We start from the raw sequence: 19,556 nt of genomic DNA on the forward strand, positions 1-19,556 counted from the left end.
CCCGGTGACCGCCCCAGCAGGTGCCGGCGCCCCGGTGACCGCTCCAGCGCCGAGCCAGGTCGAGCTCGAACGACGGCTCTACCGTCGGCAGCGCGGCCACCGCTCGGTCGTCGTCTCGGTCGTCTCGACGCTCGTCGTGATCGCGGTCGTCTGGCTCGGCGTCGTGAACACGCCCGGCTGGGCCGCGGTGCAGCAGTCGTTCTTCGACCCGCAGACGGCGATCGACACCTTCCCGGCCGTCCTGCTCGGGCTGTGGCTGAACATCCGGATCCTGTTCTTCAGCGCGATCGGCGTCGCCGTGCTCGGCACCCTGCTCGCCGTCGTGCGGGGGCTGCGGAACCCGGTGTTCTTCCCGCTGCGGATGCTCGCCACCGCCTACACCGACCTGTTCCGGGGTCTGCCGCTCATCATCGTGCTCTACCTGGTCGGCTTCGGCATCCCGGGGCTCGGCATCTTCCCGCGGCAACCCCCGGAGGTCTGGGGCACCATCGCGATCGTGCTCACGTACTCGTCCTACGTCGCCGAGGTGCTCCGCGCCGGCATGGAGGCCGTGCACCCGTCCCAGCGCCTCGCCGCCCGGTCGCTCGGCCTGTCCCACGCCGGGACGCTGCGGCTGGTCGTGCTGCCCCAGGCGATCCGCAAGGTCACCCCGGCGCTCATGAACGACTTCGTCTCGATGCAGAAGGACGTCGGCCTGGTGTCGATCCTCGGCGCCGTCGACGCGGTGCGGAGCGCTCAGATCGCACAGGCCGAGACCTACAACTTCACGCCGTACCTCGTCGCGGGGCTGCTGTTCGTCGTGATCAGCCTCCCGCTCATCCGGGTGACGGATGCCATCGCTCGACGGCAGCAGCGTCGCGAGCAGATCGGGGGGACGGTGTGAGCGAGTCGGTGGTCCTGGAACTGCGCGGACTGCGCAAGACCTTCGGCGAGCACGAGGTCCTGCGGGGGATCGACCTGACCGTGCACCGCCACGAGGTCATCTGCGTCATCGGGGCGTCCGGCTCCGGCAAGTCGACACTGCTGAAGACGGTGAACCTGCTCGAGGGCATCGACGACGGCGAGATCCTGCTCCAGGGGACGGACATCGCCGACCCCCGCACCGACGTCGACGCCACCCGCGCCCGGATCGGCGTGGTCTTCCAGCAGTTCAACCTGTTCCCGCACATGCGGGTGCTCGACAACGTCACGCTCGCGTCCCGTCGGGTGCACGGCATCGCCCGGGCCGAGGCCGAGGCCACCGCCCGCCGACTGCTCGACCGGATCGGACTGGGCGACTTCGCCGGGGCGTACCCGGACCGGCTCTCCGGCGGGCAGCAGCAGCGTGTCGCCGTGGTGCGGGCGATCGCGACGTCGCCGGAGCTGCTCCTGCTCGACGAGGTGACGAGTGCCCTCGACCCGCAGCTCGTCGGCGAGGTGCTCGACCTCGTCCGCGAGCTCAAGGAGCAGGGCGCCACGATCCTGATGACCACGCACGAGATGTCGTTCGCCCGGAACGTCGCCGACCGCATCGTGTTCCTGCACCAGGGCGAGGTGGTCGAGCAGGGCGCACCGGCGGACGTGCTCGACCGACCGCAGCACCCGGCGCTCGTCGAGTTCCTGTCCCGCGTCCACGCCTGACCCGGGTCACACGGCGAGCAGCACCTTGCCGATGACCTCGCCGTCGCGGACCCGGCGGTGTGCCTCCGCTGCCTCGGCGAGCGGGACCACCGAGTCGACGATCGGTCGCACGCTGCCGTCGGCGACGAGCGGCCAGACGTGCTCGCGGACGGCGGCAACGATGGCGGCCTTCTCGTCGAGCGGCCGGGCTCGGAGCGTCGTCGCGCTGATGGTCGCACGCTTCCGCATCATCGCGCCGAAGTCGAGCTCGCCCTTCTGCCCGCTGCCCGCCGCGATCACGGCGATGTGCCCGTTCGGGGCGAGCACGTCGAGGTGCTTCGCGAGGTAGTCCGCCCCGACGACGTCCAGCACGACGTCGACCCCGCGGCCGTCGGTGAAGTCGCGGGCGCGCTCGACGAAGTCCTCGGTGCGGTGGTCCACCACGAGATCGGCGCCGAGCTCCCTCGAAGCACGCACCTTGCGCTCCCCGCCGCTCGTCGCGATCACCCGGGCACCGAGCGCCTTCGCCCAGACGACCGCGTGCGATCCCATGCCGCCCGTGCCGCCGTGCACCAGCAGGGTCTGCCCGCGCCGGAGCCCCGCGAGCATCCCCACGTTCGAGTACACCGTGCACGAGGCCTCGGGCAGTCCCGCGGCCTCGACCAGGTCCACGCCGTCGGGCACCGGCAGCACCTGGGCCGCGGGCACGGCCACGAGGGTCGCGTAGCCGCCGCCCGACAGCAGCGCGCACACCCGGTCACCGACCGCGAACCCGTCGACGCCGTCGCCGAGCGCGCGGACCGTCCCGGAGACCTCGAGGCCCAGGACCTCGGACGCGCCGGGCGGCGGCGGGTAGTTGCCCGCGACCTGCTGCAGGTCGGCGTTGTTCACCCCGGCCGCTGCCACCTCGACGAGGAGCTCGCCCGGCCCGGCGACCGGGTCCGGGTGCTCGTCGAGTCGGAGTCCGCCGTCGTGTGCCGTGATCGCCTGCATGCCCTCGACCGTACGCCCCGCGGCAGGGCAGACCGGCACGGCTCGTGGCACGGCAGGCCCGACGGCCGCCGTGTACCGTCGGTGCCGATCCGCGCCGCTCCGTCGCGCGGGCACGACCAGGGGGGACGTCCATGTCCAGGAAGACCATCGCCGTCGCGACCGCGGCACTCGCCGTCGCACTGCTCGCCGGCTGCTCGAACGGGGGCTCTGGGAACGGCGGCGCCGAGGGCTCCGGCTCGGCGGCCTCCTCGGCCCCGAGCTCCGCGGCGCCGCAGGCCGCGTCCCAGAGCAAGGCCGAGGCGTGCAACGCGTTCCAGTCGAAGGTCGAGGACGCCGCGAAGGGCCTGCAGTCGCAGGTCACCGAGCTGCAGTCGGACCCGCAGGCAGCCGTCGCGAAGCTCGAGGAGTTCGACCAGTCGCTGTCCGACGGCGTCGACGCGGTGCAGAACGCCGACGTCAAGCCGAAGGCCGAGGCGTTCCGGTCGGCGTACACCGACATGCTGACGCAGATCAAGGCGATCACGGCGGACCCGCAGTCGGCGGACCTGTCGGCGTTCTCGGACACCACGCAGAAGGTCCAGGACGCGGGGACCGAGTTCCAGCAGGCCTGCACGTCCTGACCGCCGCAGCACGACGACGCCCCGTCCACCGATCGGTGGACGGGGCGTCGTCGTGCGGGTGCTCCGGCCCGTCAGGCCGCCGGTCGAGCAGCGTCGAGCCGGGCGACGTCCTCGTCGCGGAGCTTCACCGTCGCCGCGACGACCGAGTCCAGGATCGACTGCGGCCGCGACGCACCCGGGATCGGGATCACCACGTCGCTCTTCTGCAGCTCCCACGCCAGCGCCACGACCTGCGGCGACACGTCGCGCTCGCGGGCGATGACGGCGAAGTCCTCGTACGCGGTCCCCAGGTCGGCGGCCTTCGCGATGCCGCCGAGGGGGCTCCACGGCAGGAACGCGATGCCGAGCTCGTCGCACAGCTCGAGCTCCGGCTCGCTCGACCGGAACGCCGGTGAGAACTGGTTCTGCACCGAGACGAGGCGGCCGCCCAGGACCTCGTTCGCCTCACGGATCTGGTCGGGGTCGGCGTTCGAGATGCCCGCCATGCGGATGACGCCCTCGTCGAGGAGCTCCGCGAGTGCCCCGATCGAGTCCGCGTAGGGCACCGACGGGTCCGGCCGGTGGAACTGGTACAGGCCGACGGCGTCGACACCGAGGCGCTTCGCCGAGGCCTTCGCGGCCTCCTTGAGGTACTCCGGTCGGCCGTCCTGCGCCCACGCGCCCGGTTCCGGCCGCAGGTGGCCGCCCTTCGTGGCGACGAGCACCGCGTCGGTGTCGCCGTGGAACTCGCGGATCGCCTTCGCGATGAGCTCCTCGTTGTGCCCGACCTCGTCCTTGGCCGCCTGGTGGTAGGCGTCCGCGGTGTCGATGAGGGTGACGCCCGCCTCGAGGGCGGCGTGGATGGTCGCGATCGCCTGTCGCTCGTCGGGCCGCCCCTCGATCGACATGGGCATCCCGCCCAGTCCGATCGCGCTGACCGACACGTCTCCGATGACTCGTTGCTTCATGCGCCCAGCTTGCGCCGGTCGACCGGGGCGACGCCCAGCGTGCGCGGACGGGACAGGCCGACGGGACCGCCGGACGGGAGGCCCGTGGCGGCCCCGCCACGCGCCTCCCGTCCGGCGGACGCCGCGCTAGGGGAGCTGCAGTGCGGTCACCTGGCCGGCCCCCGTCGCCGGGTCGGTTGCCTGCGCGAACACGACCCCGCCCCAGGTGACGACCACGATCGCCAGGACGAACCCGAGCGCGGCGATCCACCACGACGAGCGACGACGCACCCAGGCGCCGACCGCGAGCACGACCGTCGCGACCCCGATGACGAAGGACCCGCCGACCGCGATCGCGGCGCCGCCGAGGAAGCGGCCCGGCGAGCACCCCGTGGCCGCGTCGCAGCCCGCGGTGGCCGAGACGACCGCGATGATCCCGACCACCAGGGTGAGGAGCGTCAGGAGGGCACCGGCTGCGAGCAGGAGGACGGTCGACACCCGGTCGGCGACCCGGCCCGCGGGGAACAGCGTCGTGCCGCCACGCGCCCACGCGGCGCGTTCGGTGCTGCCCGGGCCGGACTGGGACGGACCCGAGGGTGAGGACTGCGGCGGACCGCCGGACGGGTGCGACCAGGTCATGCGGCCGGTCTACCGTGCCTCGACGCCGAACGCCCGGGCGAGCCGCTGGATCTTCTGCGCGCGGCCGAGTCGCGGCAGGTCGGAGCCGTCGCGGATGACCTGCCCGCGGGCGTCGAAGTCGTCGAGGAAGTCCTGCGCCCAGGCGACGTCGGTCGGCGTGGGGGAGATGACCTCGTTGATGACCGGCAGCTGCTCGGTGTCCAGGCAGAGCTTGCCGGTCAGGCCGAGCGACACCGCCACCTGGGACTGCTCGCGGAGGATCGCGTGCGCCGAGCCGACCGTCGGGCCGTCGATCGGACCCGGCAGGTCGCCCACGCGCGAGGCGACGACGAGCCGGGAGCGCGGGTAGGCCATGGCGAGCGTGTCGGCCGAGGTGCCGGTGTCGCGGCGGTAGTCACCCGAGCCGAAGGCCAGACGGAAGGCGCCCTGTGCCTTCGCGATCGACGTCGCCTCCTCGATGCCGAGCGCCGACTCGACCAGGGCGATCACCGGGGTGTGGCCGCCGAGCCGGTGCCACGTGTCGGTGACCTGCGCGGGCGACTCGGTCTTCGCGAGCATCACGCCCTGCAGGCCCGGGAGGCCGCGGAGCTCCTCGACGTCGTCCGCCCAGAAGTCCGTCGTGACGTCGTTGATCCGGACCCAGGCCTCACCGCCGCCCGCGAGCCACGAGGCCACGGTCGTGCGGGCGCCCGGCTTCGCGGCGGGGTCGACGGCGTCCTCGACGTCGAGGATGATCTGGTCGGCGCGCGACCGCTGTGCCCGCTCGAACCGGTCGGCGGCGGTGCCGGGCACGAGGAGCCACGACCGGGAGATCTCGGCGGGGACCGACCGACGCCGGTCCGGCCGGGCCGACGAGGGTGCGGGGGCGGACGGGGCGGTGCGGTCGTCGATGGCCATGCCACGTTGCTACCACACCGGCCCGTCGGACCCCGTACCGGGCCCGCACGGAAAGCCGGAAACGTCGGGTCATTGCCAGGGAGGCCGCCCGCTTCCGCCTACAGTGTCGGATGTGTGGCGAGACAGGGTGACCGACGGCGCGGACGACGCGGATGACGACGTCCCCGTCCAGGGCGCCGACGCGCCCGAGGACGGGCGCGAGCAGCGGGAGGGCGACCGGAGCGACGAGCCGGACCGCACGCTGCGGCCGGAACTGCAGCTCACGAGCCCGCAGGCGATCAGCCTGGGCGACCCGCGCCTCCAGGCCGGCAACGCCGCCGAGCCCACGTGGGACGCCTGGCGGTCGCAGCTGACCGGTGTCGGCGGGACGAGCCCCCTCACGCACTTCAGCGACCACCCGCGTGCCCGGATCGAGCTGTCCACCACGCACCCCGGCGGACTCGCGCAGTTCATCACCGGCAAGACGACGCTGCTCTCGAGCCTGATCCGCGACGAGGTCGCCCTGCGCGCCGCGCGTGTCGCCGCCGCCCAGGTCGAGGCGAAGGGCACCGAGCTCGCGACCGTGCGCGGGATCGACGCCGTGAAGCTCGGCATCGGCATGGCCGACTGGCAGCACGGCGACGAGCACTTCCGCGGCCCGGTGCTCCTCCGCCCGCTCGCGATCCGTCGGCACGGCCGTGACTTCGAGGTGCGCTTGCTCGGCGAGCCGGTGCTCAACCCCGGGCTGGCCGACGCGCTGCACGAGCAGTACGGCGTCATCCTCGACGCGCAGTCCTTCGTCGCGCTCGCGCAGCAGGACGGTTCGTTCACCCCGAACCCCGTCATCGACCGGCTCCGCGGCCTGACCGCGCACATCCCCGGCTTCTCGGTGCACGCGCGTCTGGTCGTCTCGACCTTCGCCGAGGTCGCCAGCGGCATGGTCGAGGACACCGGCGACCTGTCCCACCCGGTGCTCGACGCGCTCGCCGGCAACCCGAGCGCGAAGTGGCAGGTCGAGCAGTCCTACCACCCGGTCGAGCAGACCCCCTCGGACGAGCGCAGCCCGGAGACCGACACGCTGCTGCTCGACGCCGACGACGAGCAGGAGAACGTGATCGCGCAGATCACGGCGGGCAACTCGATCGTCGTGAAGACCCTGCCGGGCACCGGCGGGACACAGACGATCGTCAACGCGCTCGGCGGCCTCGTCGCGGCGAACAAGCGCGTCCTCGTCGTGAGCCCGAGGCGAGCGACCCTGCGGGGCATCGCCGCACGCTTCGCCGAGGTCCAGCTGCCGGGCGTCGCCGTCACGCCGGGCACCCTGCGCCGTGACGTCGTCCGGGGCATCGCGCGCAACGAGAAGGCCGCGCGTCCGAACCTCCGCGAGGTCGACGACGCCCTGGTCCGGCTCCGCAAGGTCCTCACCGACTACCGCGGCTCGCTGACCCGCGTGGACCCGGACTTCGGCGTCTCGGTGCTCGACTGCCTGGTCGAGCTGTCCCGGCTGTCGCTCCTGCCGGTGCCGCCGTCGACGACCGCCCGACTGTCGAAGCGGTCCGTGACGAGCATGGTCGAGGGCCGTTCGCGCGTCGCCGAGACCATGGTCAGCGCGGCCAACCTCGGCGAGTTCCGCTACGGCCCGGACGACTCGCCCTGGTACGGCGCCAAGTTCGGTTCGAGCGACGGCGCGCAGCGGGCGCACAAGACCGCGAAGGACCTCGACGCCGACGGCCTGCCGACGCTGCTGCGCCGTGCGCACGACCTCGTGGCGTCGACCCACATGCGGCAGTTCACGACGATCAACGAGCTCGGCATCTACCTCCGCCTGCTCACCGAGATCCGGGACACCCTCGACCGCTTCCTGCCCGTCGTCTTCGACCGGTCGGTCTCGGAGCTCGTCGCCGCGACGGCCCCTCGTGGCGAGGGCGCCCCGATGTCGTCGACGAACCGTCGTCGGCTGAAGAAGCTCGCGCGTGAGTACGTCCGACCGGGCGTGCACGTGTCCGACCTGCACGAGGCGCTGACCCGCGTGCAGCAGCAGCGCGTGCTCTGGCAGCGCTACGTCGCGGCCGGCGTGAACCCCGAGGTGCCCACGGGCATCGGGGACGTGCAGGTGCTCTTCTCGAACGTCGTGCAGGACCTCGCCCGACTCGACGAGCCCCTCGGCCGGACCGAGCGGGACCGCCAGCTCGCGAACCTGCCGATCGACGAGCTCGTCCCGACGGTCGCCCGCCTGGCCGAGGAGTCCGACGTCCTGCACAACCTGCAGGAGCGCACCGAGCTCATGCAGACCCTGCGCGACCTGCAGCTCGAGCCGCTCATCACCGACCTGGCACACCGCCACGTGCCGGACACCCAGGTGCCGGCCGAGCTCGAGCTCGCCTGGTGGCAGTCCGCGCTCGAGACGATGCTCGAGTCCGACCGGGCGCTGCTCGGCGGCAACACCGACATGCTCGACCGGGTCGAGGCCGACTTCCGGCTCGTCGACGACGCCCACGCGGCCGGGGTCTCCCAGGGCCTGGCGTGGCAGCTCGCCGAGAACTGGAAGGTCGGACTGGTCGACTGGCCGGACGAGGCGACGTCGCTGAAGACGCAGCTCAAGGAGGGCGCGATCACCTCGCGCCTGCTGCAGGACTCCGCGCCGCACCTGTCCCGGTCGATCGCGCCGGTCTGGCTCGCCTCGCCGTACGAGGTCCCCGAGATCGCCGACACGATGCCGTTCGACACGGTGATCCTCGTCGACGCCGGTGCCGTCACCATCGCCGAGACCGTCGGCGCCGTCCGTCGCGCCCGCCAGACCGTCGTGTTCGGCGACCCGGTGACGCAGACCCCGTCGCCGTTCCGGATCGCGGTCGACCCCGACCACCGGGCACTGCAGGTGGACGAGGGCACGCTCGACGCCCTGCACGCCGACTCCGCGCTCGCGAAGCTGTCGACGCTCCTGCCGACCCTGTCGCTCACGCGGTCGTACCGCGCCGGCGGCGAGGACCTCGCCGAGCTCGTCAACCGCCGCTTCTACGGCGGCCGCATCGAGTCGCTGCCGTGGGCCGGTTCGTTCCTCGGCCACGGCTCGATCGCGATCGACTACGTCAGCGACGGCAAGGCCGTGCCGGACCCCGAGTCCGGGGCGGTCGAGAGCGTCGACGCCGAGGTGGACCGCGTGGTCCGGCTCGTCACCGAGCACGCCCGCACCCGCCCGACCGAGTCGCTCATGGTGATCACGGCGTCGGCGAAGCACGCGGTGCGCGTCGAGCAGGCCGTCCTGACCGCGGCGCAGGGCCACAAGGACCTCACCGAGTTCGTCATCGGCGACCGCGCCGAGCCGTTCATCGTCGCGACGCTCGAGCAGTCCGTGGCGCAGAGCCGCGACCGTGTCGTGTTCTCGATCGGGTACGGCCGGACCCCGCACGGCCGCGTGCTGCGCGACTTCGGTCCGCTCGGCAAGCCCGGCGGGGAGCGTCTGCTCGCCGTCGCGATGACCCGCGCGCGCCGGTCGATGGTCATCGTCACGTGCTTCCAGCCGTCGGACATCGAGGCCGAGCGGATGGGCCACGGCACCGTCGCGCTGGCCGAGATCCTCGCCGAGGTCCGCGCGCGCACCGCCGCCGAGTACGTGCCCGACGACTCCGACCCGCTGCTCGTCGACCTCGCCCGACGACTCGAGATGCGCGGCATCCCCGTCGCGCTCGGCCACCGGGGCAAGCTCGGCCTGGTCGCGGCGCACGGCGGCGTCTGCGTCACGATCGAGACCGACGCGTCGCTCGTCCGGGGTTCGCTCCGCGAGTCGCTGCGGCTCCGTCCCGAGGTGCTCCGCCGACTCGGGTGGCACTACGTGCGGGTGCACGCGTTCCAGCTGTTCTCCGACCCGGACCGCGTCGCGGACACCGTGGCGTCGGTGCTCGGCGTCGACCGCGGAGCGACCCAGGAGATCTCGATCCCTCCGATCCCCGCACGCCGATGACCCGGTCGGAGACGCATCCCCGCGTGCCCGCTCCGGGCCCCGCTCGCCGGTGAGCGGGTCCCGGCGCGCGTCCCGCGCGGCCGGTCCGGTGACGGCGGGGACGGACCAGCTGGTGGGCTCGTGGACGCGGGCCGACGACGTGACGGATGCCGAGCCTCCCGTCCGTTCCGCAGATGACGGTGGCGGAACCGGCACCGACACGACCGACCGGCCGGGAGGCGCGCCCCGCCGCACCAGGCGCGTCACCACCGCGCCGGTCCCGGGCTACGACCCGGCCGCGCCGCCGGAACCGGCCCGCCACCGCGACGGGGAGAACGACGCCCAGCTGCTGCGCGACGTGCCCCCACACTGGTGACGGGTAGCCTGGGGTCGATGACTGACACCGCGCGACGGCGACCCGACTGGCAGACGTGGCCGAACCTGATCACGCTGGTGCGCTTCCTGCTCATCCCGGTGTTCATCGGCTTCGTCGTGGCCGGCCACCCCGGCTGGGCGCTCGTCACGCTCGTCGTCCTCGGTGTCAGCGACTGGGCGGACGGCTTCATCGCGCGTCGGTTCGACCAGGGCTCGAAGCTCGGCAAGGCGCTCGACCCGATCGCCGACCGCCTGGCGATCATCGCCATCGTGCTGTCGCTCGTGCTCGTCGGCCTGCTGCCGTGGCCGAGCGTCGCGATCATCGTCCTCGTGGACGCGGTGCTCGCGCTGCTGTCCGGCCTGTGGTTCCGCGGCGACCCGGACCTCGACGTCACGTGGACCGGCAAGATCCGATCCGCGCTGCTCTTCGTCGGTCTGCCGCTGCTGCTGTTCTCGTCGACGTCGTGGGCATCGCAGCACGACTGGATCCGGGTGCTCGCGCTCGTCTTCGTCTGGGCGGGCACGATCGGTCACGTCGTCGCCGGTGTGCAGTACGCCCGGGCCCTCGCCGCGAAGCACCGCGCGACGGCCCGCACCGCCTGACGCGGACGCGTGCGGCGCGGGCGTGCGCCCCGCGCCCTCCTGGCCCCTCGAACCAGGAAACCGACGTCGAACCGACCCCGGAGGCTGGTTCGACGTCGGTTCCGTGGTTCGGGACGCCCGCGGCTAGAGCTTCGTCGAGCCGCTGATCCCCGGTCCCTCGGGAGCGGTCGACGGGGCGACGTGCGCACCGCCGCCCGACGCCACCGCGTCGCCGTTCTGCGTGCGGAGCAGGTCGCGGATCTCGAGCAGCACCTCGACGTCGGTCGGCGGGACGTCCTGCGGCGTCTGCTGCTCGTCGTTCTTCACCCGCTCGAAGGCGAGCTTCTTGAGCCGGTTGACCGGGACGACCAGGGCGAAGTACACCACCGCCGCGACGATGACGAAGTTCAGGACCGCGCCGATGATCGCGCCGAACAGGATGTCCGCCGAGTCCCCGGAGACGGTGGGGATCGACACGACGAGTGCCTTGTCCAGGCTCGACGCGTTGAAGACCGCGCCGATCAGGGGGTTGATGAGCGAGTTCACGATCGCGGTGACGATCGCGGTGAACGCCGCACCGATGACGACCGCGACGGCCAGGTCGATGACGTTCCCGCGGAGCAGGAACTCCTTGAAGCCCTTCACGTGAGCCTCCTTCCGTGTCGAGGAGACCCCACCGTACCGACGGAGACGAGCCCTCGTCAGGAGGCGCTGGGCGCGGCCGGCTTCGACTCGGTCTTCTTCGGCTCCGCCTTCGCCGGCGTGCTCGACGACGACGAGGAGGACCCCGACGACCCTTCGGCCTTCGGCGTCGACCGCGAGTCGGTGCGGTAGAAGCCGCCGCCGTTGAAGGTGACGCCGACCGGCGAGAACACCTTGCGCAGCGCACCGCCGCAGACGGGGCACTCGGTCAGGGTGGCGTCGGAGAACGACTGCTTGACGTCGAAGGCGTTGTCGCACTCGGTGCAGCGGTACGAGTAGGTGGGCACCCTAGCTCCGGAAGGTGATGATGCGCGACGGCGTGATGATGCCGTCGACGGGTTCGTCGTGGGCCTCGCGCGGGACCTCGTCGAGGTACTCCGCGTCGAAGATCACAGCATAGACGGGCGGCCGGTTCGCCATCGACCCGAGCGTCTTGTCGTAGTAGCCGCGGCCCCAGCCCATCCGGCAGCCGTCGTGCCCGACCGCCGCCGCCGGGGTGAGGATCGCGTCGACGTCCCCGAGCGCGAGCGGGGAGAGCACCTCGCCGACGACCTCGGGCATGCCGTGCAGGCCCTCGTGTTCGGAGACCCCGTCGTCGACCGCCCAGTCGAGCAGGCCGTCCTCGCGGGTGATCGGGAGCAGCACCCGGACGCCGTGCTCCTGCGCCCAGCGCAGGAAGGGTCGGACGTCCGGCTCGTCGGGCGCCGACAGGTAGAGCGCGAGCGAGCGCAGCTGCCGTTCTTCCACGAAGCGCTGCAGCGTCGACGTCAGGGCGGTCGTGTCGGTGTCGCGCTCCGTCGTGGTCCGGGTGCGCCGCCGCTGCCGGAGCTCGGCTCGCAGGGCGCGCTTCTCGTTCCCGAGGTCGGCGGTCATGGCGGGGAGTCTACCGAGCGCGGGTTTGCGGCTTCCCGCCGTGGGGCGCGGGATGCCGTGTCCCCCGAAGTGCCCATGCCCGGACCCAGTGGGCGTCCGGTACGTTCGCTGACATGGGCTTCCAGATTTCGAAGGCGGTGATCCCGGCCGCAGGCCTGGGCACGCGCTTCCTCCCCGCGACCAAGGCGATGCCGAAGGAGATGCTCCCGGTCGTCGACAAGCCGGCGATCCAGTACGTGGTCGAGGAGGCCGTGGGCGCCGGGCTGACCGACGTGCTCATGATCACCGGGCGCAACAAGAACGCGCTCGAGAACCACTTCGACCACGTGGCCGAGCTCGAGGAGACCCTCAAGAAGAAGGGCGACCACGAGAAGCTGCAGAAGGTCAACCAGTCGACCGACCTCGCCGACATGCACTACGTCCGCCAGGGCGACCCGCTCGGCCTCGGCCACGCCGTGCTCCGCGCGAAGATGCACGTCGGCCGTGAGCCGTTCGCCGTGCTGCTCGGCGACGACATCATCGACGCCCGCGACCCGCTGCTCAAGCGCATGATCGAGGTCCAGGGCGAGAAGAACGCCACGGTCGTCGCCCTGCTCGAGGTCCCCGAGTCGCAGACCCACATGTACGGCATCGCCACGGTCGAGGAGACCGACACCGACGACGTCGTGAAGATCACCGGCCTGGTCGAGAAGCCCCCGCAGGGCGAAGCCCCGTCGAACCTGGCCATCATCGGTCGCTACGTCATCCGCCCCGAGGTCTTCGACGTCCTCGAGAAGCAGGAGCCGGGCAAGGGTGGCGAGATCCAGCTCACCGACGCGCTCATGAAGATGGCGGGCGCCGAGGAGTGGACCGGCGGCGTGTACGGCGTCGTGTTCCGTGGACGCCGGTACGACACCGGTGACAAGCTGGACTACATCAAGGCGATCGTGCAGCTCGCCTCGGACCGCGACGACCTCGGCCCCGACCTCAAGGCCTGGCTGAAGGACTTCAACGCGGGAGAGTAGCCACCCCGTCACGAACGGGTCCGGGGTCCGCCCCGGGCCCGTTCGTGCGTCCACCCGGTCGAGCGCCGGGCACCGGAGGAACCACAGCGATGACGACGATCCCGACCCTGTCCCACGGGCGGGTCACGATCCGGCCCCTCCGGCTCCGCGACACCCGTGACCTCGACGTCGCCCTCGCCACGAACCGCTCGTGGCTGCGGACGTGGGAGGCCACCAACCCCTCCGGACACGTCTCCACCGACGTCCGCGGCAGCATCCGGGCACTGCAGGCCAACGCCCGCGCCGGGCTCGGTCTGCCGTTCGCGATGGAGCTCGACGGTCGCTTCGTCGGCCAGCTCAACGTGTCCGGCATCACCTACGGCTCGCTCGCCAGTGCGTCCATCGGCTACTGGGTCGTCGAGGGGGCGGCCGGGCACAACGTCACGCCGATCGCGGTCGCGATGGCGGTCGACCACTGCTTCCGGGTCGTCGGCATCCACCGCATCGAGATCTGCATCCGTCCGGAGAACGCGCCGAGCCTGCGGGTCGTCGAGAAGCTCGGCTTCCGGTTCGAGGGCCTGCGCCGCCGGTACATCCACATCAACGGCGACTGGCGCGACCACTTCTGCTTCGCCCTCGTCGCGGAAGAGGTGCGCGAGGGCGTCCTCGACCGCTGGGTCGCCGGTCGCGTCCCGCACGGGGCGGGCAGCGTCCCGGCCTCCGCCCGTGAGGAGGCGGCGACCCCGCTCGACACCCGACCGCGCATCTGACGGTCGTCCCGTCGTCCTGTCACGTCGGCCTGGAGGCGCGACCCGCGTCCCACGGATTCGGTCGCGACTCGCGCAACACGCGTCCGGCAATGGGCGGTCCGGGGAACGCGCACCCCTACCGTGTCCACATGGCAGGTATCGGCTCCTGGGGCGGCGGCATCGTCCTGCTCATCGCGGCCGTGCTCTGGGTCGTCTACCTCATGCCGTCGTGGGCGGCTCGTCGGCAGTACCTCGCGACCGAGCGGAACGCGATCCGGCTGCAGCAGACGCTGCGCATCCTCGCGCAGACCGCCGAGCTCCCCGACGAGGTCCGGGTCGAGATGAACGCGAAGTCCCTGGCCGAGGCGCAGCGCGTCGCCCGGTCGGAGGAGGCGAAGCGGGCCGCCATCGTCCGAGCGCACGAGGCCGCGCGGCAGCGTGAGATCACCCGGCGCCTCGCGGAGCAGCAGCCCCAGCTCGAGCGGGTGTCGTCCGTCCCCGCACTCACGGCCATGCGGATGCGCCGCTCCCGGCTCGGTGCGACCCTCTTCGGCGCGCTCGGTGTCCTCGTCGCGGCGGTCGTCTTCGTCGCGGCCCCGGGCGCCTGGCTCGTCGGTGTCGCCGGGCTCGTCGCCGCCGGTGGGTCCGCGGCGGTCCTGGCGCAGCTGCACCAGGTCGCCCAGGCGCGGAAGGCGCGTGCCGCGGCGGGCGCTGCGGCGGTGACCCGTGCCTCCCGGCCGTCGACCGCGTGGACGGACCCGGCACCGCCGCTGTCCACCGAGCAGCCCGCCGAGCCGACGCGCGACCGGAGCTGGACGCCGGCCAGCGTGCCGAAGCCCCTGTACGTCGAGCGCCCCGCGGCGCCCGCGCCGTCGCCGGAGTCGTCCGCCGAGCTCGCTGCCCGGCTGCGCGAGCGCGTGGCCGAGGCGAAGGCCGAGGCCGAGGCCGAGGCGGCTGCCATCCGGGCGGGGGAGACCGACCCGACGCTCGCGCGGGTGTCCCGGATGCGGTCCGACGTCGAGGAGGCCGCCGCCTCGCTCTCCGCCCACGACCAGGGCCGTCTGGCGGAGCGACTCGGGCTCCGTGCCCCGGCCGGGGAGGCGGCGCCGTCCCGCCCCGCCGGATCGCCTGCCGCCGGATCGCCTGCCGCCGAGCCCGCCGTCGCCGCCGGGCCCGTCGCCGCCGAGCCCGAGCAGCCGGCGACGCCGAGCCGCTGGGCCGGCATGGGGGTCATCGACGACGAGGCGTACCGGCAGACCGACCTCGACGCGGTCATGCGTCGACGCCGCGCGGTCTGACACCGTCCACGCGCGGCACGCCCGGACGTGGCGGGCCGATTTCGGTTCGCGCTCCCGGTGGTGCTAGTGTGGTCGAGCACTTGGGGCTATGGCGCAGTTGGTAGCGCGTCTCGTTCGCAATGAGAAGGTCAGGGGTTCGAATCCCCTTAGCTCCACCAAGCAGCAGCGAAGGGCCACCCGATCGGGTGGCCCTTCGTCGTTCCTCCGCGAGCGCGTCAGCTCGGCACGCTGTCCGTCAGGACGCCGGCCTGCGCGAGCGACGCGTGGATCGCGTTCGCGGCCTGCTCGAACGCCCGGTTGCCGCGGGCCACGCCGAGCGCGCCGCCCTTGACCGCGGACCGGCCCGAGCCGCGGAGCAGTCGTGCGACGGTCCGGCCGTCGGGCGCGACCATCAGCTGCACGTCGAGCCGGGTGTGGAACGTCCGGTCGTTCAGGAGACCGCCGACGAGCAGGGTGAGGCCCAGGCTGCCGCGGGTGCCCAGCAGCGTGCCCTGGTCGCCGTCGGTGATCGTGTAGCCCTCGCGGACGAGGGCGTCACGGACGATCGTGCGGGTGGACTCGGGGTCGGCGGCGACGAAGAAGTCGTGGCTCTCGGGCATGTGCGGGTCGATCCTTCCGGTGGATGGTGTGCTGCCAGCGATCCTGCCGTACCGTCGCCTACCCTGGTCCGGTCATGACTGCCTCGTTCACGCGCCGTTCCCTGCTGTCGCTCGCCGGCGTCGCCGGCATCGGGGTCGCCGTCGCGGCCTGCTCCCGCGCCGACGACGCGTCGTCGGGCGCGACCACCCGCGCCGGCGACGGGCCGAGCGGCGCGTCGCCCGGGTCGTCGCCCTCCGGCTCGTCGAGCGCCCGCCCCGCGGCGACCGCGGTCGAGCCGGCGCAGGTGCCGCTCGCCGGTGGTGTCACGGTGACGGTCACGGGGACCGGCCTCGCCGCGGTGCAGGGGGTCACGGTCGGCGGGGTCGCGGCGCGGGACGTGCAGGCCTCGGCGACGACCGTGACCTTCACGGCGCCGCACCAGGCGATGTACACGGCGGGGTCGGCTGACGTCGCGCTCTTCACGTCGGCGATCGAGCCGAGCCCGTCGGCGAACCGGTCGTCGGACGGCAACGGCAGTGCCGCCAACGACGGGCAGGCCGGCGCCACGCAGGACCAGGCCACCGCGACGCCGACCCCGACGGCCGCGCCGGTCCCGGACGCCTCGACCGCGGTCGCGACGACCTCGGTGGCCTACGCGGCACTGACGGACGTCGACCGGCAGCTCGAGTACGCGATGCGGTACTGGGCGGACTACAACCTCGCCGAGTACGGCACGATGAACCCGATCGGCGGGGACTGCGCGAACTACGTCAGCCAGACGCTGATCGCCCGTGGGTGGGAACAGCGCGACGACTGGTACAGCCGGTCCGGCGGCGCGCAGCACAGCGCCACGTGGACGTACTGCCCGGCGATGGACCCGTGGATGACGGCGAACGCGGCGACCTTCGGGTTGACGCGACGCTCCCTCGACGAGCGCAGCAAGGTCAAGGTCGGCGACATCGTGTTCTACGACTGGAACGACAACCGATCGCCCGACCACGTGACGATCGTGTCCGAGGTGTTCACGGAGCCCGACGGCACGATCCGCATCAAGTCGGCGAGCCACAACCAGGACGGGCCCTACCGCGACCTGGACGAGATGATCACCGTGCAGCACCCCGGCGGCACGGCCTGGTTCCACACGTTCGACGCGTAGCGGCGACGCGGCGCGGTCACCCGCCCTGCCGCCCCGTCGGCGCCGGTCGGCGCCGGTCCCGCGGGCCGATCGCGTTGCGCCGGCGCCGGTCCTGCCGGCCGATCGCGTCGCGCCGGCGCCGGTCCTGCGCACAACCGGGAGCACCTCGCGCCACGTGATCACGTGGCGCGAGGTGCTCGCCGTTGTGCGGCGGCACCCGACACCGCGTTCCGACAGGCCGCCGCGACGCGACGCGACGCCGCGCCCCGGCGGCCCCGGCCGCCGCGACGCGACGCGACGCCGCGCCCCGGCTGCCCGGCGGCCGCGACGCGACGTGACGCGGCGCCCTGGCCGCTGCCGCCGCGCCCCGGCCGCCGCGCCGACGCTCAGGGGTACCCGAGGAACCAGAGCAGCACGATCGCGACGGGCTGCAGGCACACCCCGACGACCAGCCACGCGGTCGTCCGTCGCCGCGTTCCCGTGAACACGTCGGCCCCGAGCAGCGGTGCCGTCGGCATCAGCAGGCGCGGCAGGCTCTGCTGCGGCAGGAACACGGCCACCAGGTACAGCGCGTACGCCGCGGTGAACGACACGACGTCGACGCCGAGCGCCCGCACGCCCGGTCGGGTCCAGGACCACACCGCCCCGGCGAGGACCACGACCACGAGCACGACGCCGAGCGGGCCGAGCCACGTGGAGGCCATCGTGAACCACGGCGTGAGCGGCGCGAAGTGCTGCCGGCCGACGAACCCGACCCACCACGACAGCTCGGTCGCGAGGTACGCGTCCGGCCGTCCGGTCGCCGCCGTCGCCACGACGGGCCACGCCAGCCCCGCCGCCGCGACCCCGAGCCCCGCGAGGACGATCGCCACGGCATCCCGCACCGGCAGCGCCCGGCGCTCCCGGACGACCCGCACGACCAGGTGCACCGCGAGGGCCACCGCGAGCGCGAGCACCCCCGGCTTCGTGAACGCCGCGACGAGCCCGAGCGGCAGCACGAGCCAGTACCGCCGGCGCACCAGGGCGAGCAGTGCGCTGAAGAGCAGGAGCAGGAAGGTGCTCTCGGCGTACGCCACCTGCAGCAGGAACCCCGTCGGTGCGAACGCGAAGAGCACCGTCGCCCGGGTCGCCCGCCGGTCGTCGGTCACCGCGCGTACGAGACGCCAGAGCACGATGCACGTGCCGGCGCCCGCGAGCGTGGCGACGAGCACGCCTGCGGCCCAGAAGGACCCGCCGACGAGCGGCTGGACGAACCGTGCGAGCGCCGGGAACACCGGCAGGAAGGCCCACGGGTTCGGCCGCACGTGACCCGCCGCGTCGGTGGGCAGCGTCGTCGGGTAGCCGTGCTCGGCGATGGTCCGGTAGAACGACGCATCCCACGACCCGAGGAACGCCGTGAACGTCCCCTCGCGTCGGACCGACGCGAACCGCCACCCGTGCGCGGTGGCGAGCAGCCAGACCGTGAGCAGCAGGACGGTGCTGACCACGCGGGAAGCCAGCCACACGACGAGCGGAGCGGTCCACCCGCCGTGCCGTCCCTCCAGGCCGACCGTGAGCAGACGACGGACGCGGGACGGCAGCCCCGGCCGGGAGGCACGGGTCGTCTCCGCCAGGTCGGTCACCGCCCGAGTCTCCCATCTCCGCAGCCGCCGCCCGTTGTCCGGTCACCGCACCTCCAGGATCCGTCCGGGCGACGGGCGTTGTATCGGGCACGTTCCCTGGAAACCACCAACAGGAGGAAGCATGCCCTTCGTCACCGTCGGCGCCGAGAACGGCCACGACATCGAGCTCCACTACGACGACCTCGGCGCGGGCGACCCGGTCGTCCTGATCCACGGCTGGCCGCTGTCCGGCCGCTCGTGGGAGGGCCAGGTCCCGGCACTCGTCGAGGCCGGCCACCGCGTCATCGCCTACGACCGCCGCGGGTTCGGGCAGTCGTCGCAGCCGTGGGGCGGCTACGACTACGACACGTTCGCCGCGGACCTCGACAAGCTCATCACCGAGCTCGACCTGACGAACGTCACCCTCATCGGGTTCTCCATGGGCGGCGGCGAGCTCGCGCGCTACGTCTCGACCTACGGCACCGCGAAGATCAAGAAGCTCGTCTTCGCCAGCGCGGTGCCGCCGTACCTGTGGAAGTCGGACGACAACCCGGACGGCGCGGTCGACCAGGACCTCGCCGACTGGTTCGCGAACGGCATCACCGGCGACCGGCCGGCGTTCCTGCACCAGTTCGTCGACATGTTCTACACGCCGGGCGGCGAGCCGGGCCTGCTCAAGAAGCCGCTCGTCAGCGAGGACCAGCGCGCCTACGACCTGGCGATCGCCGAGCTCGCCTCGCCGAAGGGCACGCTCGACTGCACCGCGGCGTTCGCGACGACGGACTTCCGCGACGACCTGACGAAGGTCGACGTCCCGACGCTCGTCATCCACGGCGACTCGGACGGGATCGTGCCGTTCGAGGCATCCGGTCAGCGCACCGCGGCGGCCATCCCGAACGCGCAGACCCACGTCATCGAGGGTGGCCCGCACGGCGTGCTGGCCTCGCACAAGGACGAGTGGAACGAGACGGTCCTGCGCTTCCTGGCGTCCTGACCTCCCCGCTCCGCAAGACGCAACGTGGGCGGTTCCTCGCAGCGGTGTACCGCTGCGCAGGACCGCCCACGTTGCGTTTCGCGGGGTCGCGG

Annotated in this window: 19 protein-coding genes and 1 tRNA gene; 11 read left to right on the top strand and 9 right to left on the bottom strand. The window is 72.9% G+C overall.

Features of this window, described 5'->3' with window-relative positions; genetic code table 11:
* Positions 1 to 4: 4 nt before the first annotated feature.
* Both JOD95_RS13600 and JOD95_RS13605 read left to right on the top strand, forming a co-directional pair.
* A complete protein-coding gene (locus JOD95_RS13600) occupies positions 5 to 883 on the top strand; it encodes an amino acid ABC transporter permease (RefSeq protein ID WP_209685465.1) in 879 nt (292 codons plus the stop codon).
* Positions 880 to 1,620 (top strand): amino acid ABC transporter ATP-binding protein, encoded by a 741-nt coding sequence (locus JOD95_RS13605; protein ID WP_066656477.1) that lies wholly within the window; start codon positions 880 to 882, stop codon positions 1,618 to 1,620. The genes JOD95_RS13600 and JOD95_RS13605 overlap by 4 nt, the downstream gene beginning before the upstream one ends.
* 6 nt (positions 1,621 to 1,626) lie before the next feature.
* Here JOD95_RS13605 and JOD95_RS13610 read toward each other — a convergent pair whose 3' ends face one another.
* A complete protein-coding gene (locus tag JOD95_RS13610) occupies positions 1,627 to 2,592 on the bottom strand; it encodes an NAD(P)H-quinone oxidoreductase (RefSeq protein ID WP_209685467.1) in 966 nt (321 codons plus the stop codon).
* A gap of 131 nt (positions 2,593 to 2,723) precedes the next feature.
* Here JOD95_RS13610 and JOD95_RS13615 point away from each other — a divergent pair, with 131 nt between their 5' ends.
* Positions 2,724 to 3,212, top strand: a complete 489-nt coding sequence (locus JOD95_RS13615) for a hypothetical protein (RefSeq protein WP_209685469.1) — start codon at positions 2,724 to 2,726, stop codon at positions 3,210 to 3,212.
* A gap of 71 nt (positions 3,213 to 3,283) precedes the next feature.
* On the opposite strand, the gene JOD95_RS13620 is transcribed toward JOD95_RS13615, so the two are convergent.
* The 3 genes from JOD95_RS13620 to JOD95_RS13630 form a co-directional block, all read right to left on the bottom strand.
* Complete coding sequence (locus JOD95_RS13620) at positions 3,284 to 4,159, bottom strand: aldo/keto reductase (protein ID WP_066656468.1); 876 nt, start codon at positions 4,157 to 4,159, stop codon at positions 3,284 to 3,286.
* A gap of 126 nt (positions 4,160 to 4,285) precedes the next feature.
* Positions 4,286 to 4,777 carry a DUF6264 family protein gene (locus JOD95_RS13625; RefSeq protein ID WP_209685471.1) on the bottom strand — a complete coding sequence of 164 codons (492 nt, stop codon included), beginning with the start codon at positions 4,775 to 4,777 and terminating at the stop codon, positions 4,286 to 4,288.
* Between the two features lie 9 nt (positions 4,778 to 4,786).
* Positions 4,787 to 5,674, bottom strand: a complete 888-nt coding sequence (locus JOD95_RS13630; RefSeq protein ID WP_200884115.1) for a CoA ester lyase — start codon at positions 5,672 to 5,674, stop codon at positions 4,787 to 4,789.
* 112 nt (positions 5,675 to 5,786) lie between these two features.
* Here JOD95_RS13630 and JOD95_RS13635 point away from each other — a divergent pair, with 112 nt between their 5' ends.
* Together JOD95_RS13635 and JOD95_RS13640 are read left to right on the top strand one after the other, a co-directional pair.
* Positions 5,787 to 9,614 (top strand): AAA family ATPase, encoded by a 3,828-nt coding sequence (locus tag JOD95_RS13635; RefSeq protein ID WP_251160893.1) that lies wholly within the window; start codon positions 5,787 to 5,789, stop codon positions 9,612 to 9,614.
* Positions 9,615 to 9,986: 372 nt separating this feature from the next.
* Positions 9,987 to 10,571, top strand: a complete 585-nt coding sequence (locus JOD95_RS13640) for a CDP-alcohol phosphatidyltransferase family protein (protein ID WP_066656458.1) — start codon at positions 9,987 to 9,989, stop codon at positions 10,569 to 10,571.
* A gap of 123 nt (positions 10,572 to 10,694) precedes the next feature.
* Here the strand turns inward: JOD95_RS13640 and mscL are convergent, their stop codons facing one another.
* The 3 genes from mscL to JOD95_RS13655 are packed head-to-tail and all read right to left on the bottom strand — an operon-like array spanning position 10,695 to position 12,125.
* Positions 10,695 to 11,195, bottom strand: a complete 501-nt coding sequence (gene mscL, locus JOD95_RS13645) for a large conductance mechanosensitive channel protein MscL (protein ID WP_066656454.1) — start codon at positions 11,193 to 11,195, stop codon at positions 10,695 to 10,697.
* 56 nt (positions 11,196 to 11,251) lie between these two features.
* The gene (locus JOD95_RS13650; protein WP_066656452.1) at positions 11,252 to 11,539 is read right to left on the bottom strand and encodes an FmdB family zinc ribbon protein; all 288 of its coding nucleotides are present in this window, start codon (positions 11,537 to 11,539) and stop codon (positions 11,252 to 11,254) included.
* A gap of 1 nt (position 11,540) precedes the next feature.
* Positions 11,541 to 12,125 carry a 5-formyltetrahydrofolate cyclo-ligase gene (locus JOD95_RS13655; RefSeq protein ID WP_066656450.1) on the bottom strand — a complete coding sequence of 195 codons (585 nt, stop codon included), beginning with the start codon at positions 12,123 to 12,125 and terminating at the stop codon, positions 11,541 to 11,543.
* Between the two features lie 113 nt (positions 12,126 to 12,238).
* Here JOD95_RS13655 and galU point away from each other — a divergent pair, with 113 nt between their 5' ends.
* From galU to JOD95_RS13675, 4 genes are all read left to right on the top strand, one after another.
* Positions 12,239 to 13,129 (top strand): UTP--glucose-1-phosphate uridylyltransferase GalU, encoded by an 891-nt coding sequence (gene galU / locus JOD95_RS13660; protein ID WP_066656448.1) that lies wholly within the window; start codon positions 12,239 to 12,241, stop codon positions 13,127 to 13,129.
* Positions 13,130 to 13,218: 89 nt separating this feature from the next.
* Positions 13,219 to 13,878 (top strand): GNAT family N-acetyltransferase, encoded by a 660-nt coding sequence (locus tag JOD95_RS13665; protein WP_066656446.1) that lies wholly within the window; start codon positions 13,219 to 13,221, stop codon positions 13,876 to 13,878.
* A gap of 128 nt (positions 13,879 to 14,006) precedes the next feature.
* On the top strand, positions 14,007 to 15,155 hold the full coding sequence (locus JOD95_RS13670) for a hypothetical protein (RefSeq protein ID WP_209685473.1): 1,149 nt from the start codon (positions 14,007 to 14,009) through the stop codon (positions 15,153 to 15,155).
* Between the two features lie 82 nt (positions 15,156 to 15,237).
* Positions 15,238 to 15,313: transfer RNA gene (locus tag JOD95_RS13675), tRNA-Ala, on the top strand.
* 57 nt (positions 15,314 to 15,370) lie between these two features.
* On the opposite strand, the gene JOD95_RS13680 is transcribed toward JOD95_RS13675, so the two are convergent.
* Complete coding sequence (locus JOD95_RS13680) at positions 15,371 to 15,754, bottom strand: hypothetical protein (protein WP_209685475.1); 384 nt, start codon at positions 15,752 to 15,754, stop codon at positions 15,371 to 15,373.
* A 74-nt stretch (positions 15,755 to 15,828) separates the two neighbouring features.
* On the opposite strand from JOD95_RS13680, the gene JOD95_RS13685 reads away from it, so the two are divergent.
* The gene (locus JOD95_RS13685; RefSeq protein WP_209685476.1) at positions 15,829 to 16,890 is read left to right on the top strand and encodes an amidase domain-containing protein; all 1,062 of its coding nucleotides are present in this window, start codon (positions 15,829 to 15,831) and stop codon (positions 16,888 to 16,890) included.
* 365 nt (positions 16,891 to 17,255) lie between these two features.
* Here the strand turns inward: JOD95_RS13685 and JOD95_RS13690 are convergent, their stop codons facing one another.
* Complete coding sequence (locus JOD95_RS13690) at positions 17,256 to 18,491, bottom strand: glycosyltransferase family 39 protein (RefSeq protein ID WP_209685478.1); 1,236 nt, start codon at positions 18,489 to 18,491, stop codon at positions 17,256 to 17,258.
* A 121-nt stretch (positions 18,492 to 18,612) separates the two neighbouring features.
* On the opposite strand from JOD95_RS13690, the gene JOD95_RS13695 reads away from it, so the two are divergent.
* Positions 18,613 to 19,464: an alpha/beta fold hydrolase gene (locus JOD95_RS13695; RefSeq protein ID WP_209685480.1), complete on the top strand. Its 852-nt coding sequence runs from the start codon at positions 18,613 to 18,615 to the stop codon at positions 19,462 to 19,464.
* The last annotated feature ends 92 nt before the right edge of the window (positions 19,465 to 19,556 follow it).

Source organism: Curtobacterium sp. 1310, assembly GCF_017834105.1.
Lineage (GTDB): Bacteria > Actinomycetota > Actinomycetes > Actinomycetales > Microbacteriaceae > Curtobacterium.

What these genes read in the sequence shown, in the direction of transcription:
- JOD95_RS13695 (WP_209685480.1), top strand. Translation starts at nt 18,613, where the DNA reads ATGCCCTTCGTCACCGTCGGCGCCGAGAACGGCCACGACATCGAGCTC.
- JOD95_RS13685 (WP_209685476.1), top strand. Translation starts at nt 15,829, where the DNA reads ATGACTGCCTCGTTCACGCGCCGTTCCCTGCTGTCGCTCGCCGGCGTC.
- JOD95_RS13615 (WP_209685469.1), top strand. Translation starts at nt 2,724, where the DNA reads ATGTCCAGGAAGACCATCGCCGTCGCGACCGCGGCACTCGCCGTCGCA.
- JOD95_RS13665 (WP_066656446.1), top strand. Translation starts at nt 13,219, where the DNA reads ATGACGACGATCCCGACCCTGTCCCACGGGCGGGTCACGATCCGGCCC.
- JOD95_RS13655 (WP_066656450.1), bottom strand. Translation starts at nt 12,125, where the DNA reads ATGACCGCCGACCTCGGGAACGAGAAGCGCGCCCTGCGAGCCGAGCTC.
- JOD95_RS13620 (WP_066656468.1), bottom strand. Translation starts at nt 4,159, where the DNA reads ATGAAGCAACGAGTCATCGGAGACGTGTCGGTCAGCGCGATCGGACTG.
- JOD95_RS13670 (WP_209685473.1), top strand. Translation starts at nt 14,007, where the DNA reads ATGGCAGGTATCGGCTCCTGGGGCGGCGGCATCGTCCTGCTCATCGCG.
- JOD95_RS13630 (WP_200884115.1), bottom strand. Translation starts at nt 5,674, where the DNA reads ATGGCCATCGACGACCGCACCGCCCCGTCCGCCCCCGCACCCTCGTCG.
- JOD95_RS13640 (WP_066656458.1), top strand. Translation starts at nt 9,987, where the DNA reads ATGACTGACACCGCGCGACGGCGACCCGACTGGCAGACGTGGCCGAAC.
- galU (WP_066656448.1), top strand. Translation starts at nt 12,239, where the DNA reads ATGGGCTTCCAGATTTCGAAGGCGGTGATCCCGGCCGCAGGCCTGGGC.
- JOD95_RS13610 (WP_209685467.1), bottom strand. Translation starts at nt 2,592, where the DNA reads ATGCAGGCGATCACGGCACACGACGGCGGACTCCGACTCGACGAGCAC.
- JOD95_RS13625 (WP_209685471.1), bottom strand. Translation starts at nt 4,777, where the DNA reads ATGACCTGGTCGCACCCGTCCGGCGGTCCGCCGCAGTCCTCACCCTCG.
- JOD95_RS13680 (WP_209685475.1), bottom strand. Translation starts at nt 15,754, where the DNA reads ATGCCCGAGAGCCACGACTTCTTCGTCGCCGCCGACCCCGAGTCCACC.